We start from the raw sequence: 1242 nt of genomic DNA, 5'->3' as shown, positions 1-1242 counted from the left end.
TTGTTGTCCCGCTGTTATTGGTTGTTGTCCCGCTGTTATTGGTTGTTGTCCCGCTGTTATTGGTTGTTGTCCCGCTGTTATTGGTTGTTGTCCCGCTGCTATTGGTTGTTGTCCCGCTGTTATTGGTTGTTGTCCCGCTGCTATTGGTTGTTGTCCCGCTTGTAGAAGGAGTTGTCCCGCTTGTAGAAGGAGTTGTTGTCCCCTCAATGGTGAAGGGATTGTCGTTTACGCGCGGTATTTGAGCTGTAGTGAACCGAGATTCATCTAGCGAGTTCGATCGAACATCAATCAACACCGCCAAAAATTCCCCAGTTCGCCTGTCCCTAATAATCGTGTTGCTAGAATTCGAGCCTTGGCCCTGGAAAATTTCTAACTCTGTAAAGTTCAAACCTCCAGCCAGACCGATCAAATCTCCCGGATTAAAATCTCTAATTACATCAGCATCGCCGATTTCGCGGCCCCCAGTAGTGAGAAACCCGTTGCTACCAGCCGACGTGCCCACCCTACCGAGAACAAAGATATCCGATCCCTCGCCTCCTGTCAGAGTATCCGATCCGCGATCGCCCGAAAGAATATCATCCCCAGCATCTCCAGACAAAGAATCATTCTCGTCGCCCCCGAAGAGCAGGTCATCACCCTCGCCGCCGTCACCAGTATCGTTACCCACACCGCCGGTGATGACATCCCCGCCCTCCTGGCCCAACAAAATATCATTGCCCCGAGCGCCGATCAGGCAGTCATTACCCGTGTCGCCAAAAACACTGTCACTGCCCTTGTCGCCCAAAATCAGGTCGTCCTCCCCACCACCGCGCAGACAGTCATTGCCTTTACCGCCGTACAGCGAGTCGTTGCCTTCAGCACCCAAGACAATATCGTTGCCCTGGTCGCCAAAAGCTACGTCACCGCCCTCGTCGCCAGAAACCAAGTCATCGCCTTTGCCACCCCGCGCCGTGTCATTGCCGCGCCCGCCCTCAACAATATCTTTACCAGCGCCACCGTTGAGAGAATCGTTACCGTCTTCGCCCCTGACTACATCGTCCCCGTCCCGACTCAGAAGCGTGTCGTCGCCGGCACGCCCGGAAATGGTGTCATTGAACAAGCTGCCGATTAAATAGTTACTGCCGTCATTTGCGACAACTAAGCCATCGACAAAAAGTGGCTCTGGGGGAGGCGTGGGAACTGTCAGAGGTGGCCGCGGCACCGGGGTGATCGAAATGTCCGGGCCCGTCCCCATCATCATCG

At 54.5% G+C, this 1242-nt stretch carries 1 protein-coding gene; it reads right to left on the bottom strand.

Annotation, left to right across the window (positions count from 1 at the left end; all coding sequences use genetic code 11):
- Nucleotides 1-1242 (bottom strand): calcium-binding protein (locus QUB06_RS17170; RefSeq protein ID WP_333436288.1); only part of this gene is annotated, 1242 nt, incomplete at both ends.

It is taken from the genome of Microcoleus sp. D2_18a_D3 (assembly GCF_036702455.1).
Classification (GTDB): domain Bacteria; phylum Cyanobacteriota; class Cyanobacteriia; order Cyanobacteriales; family Microcoleaceae; genus Microcoleus.
The sequence above is the reverse complement of the archived record's forward strand: the minus strand, read 5'-3'. Positions and strand labels throughout refer to the sequence as shown.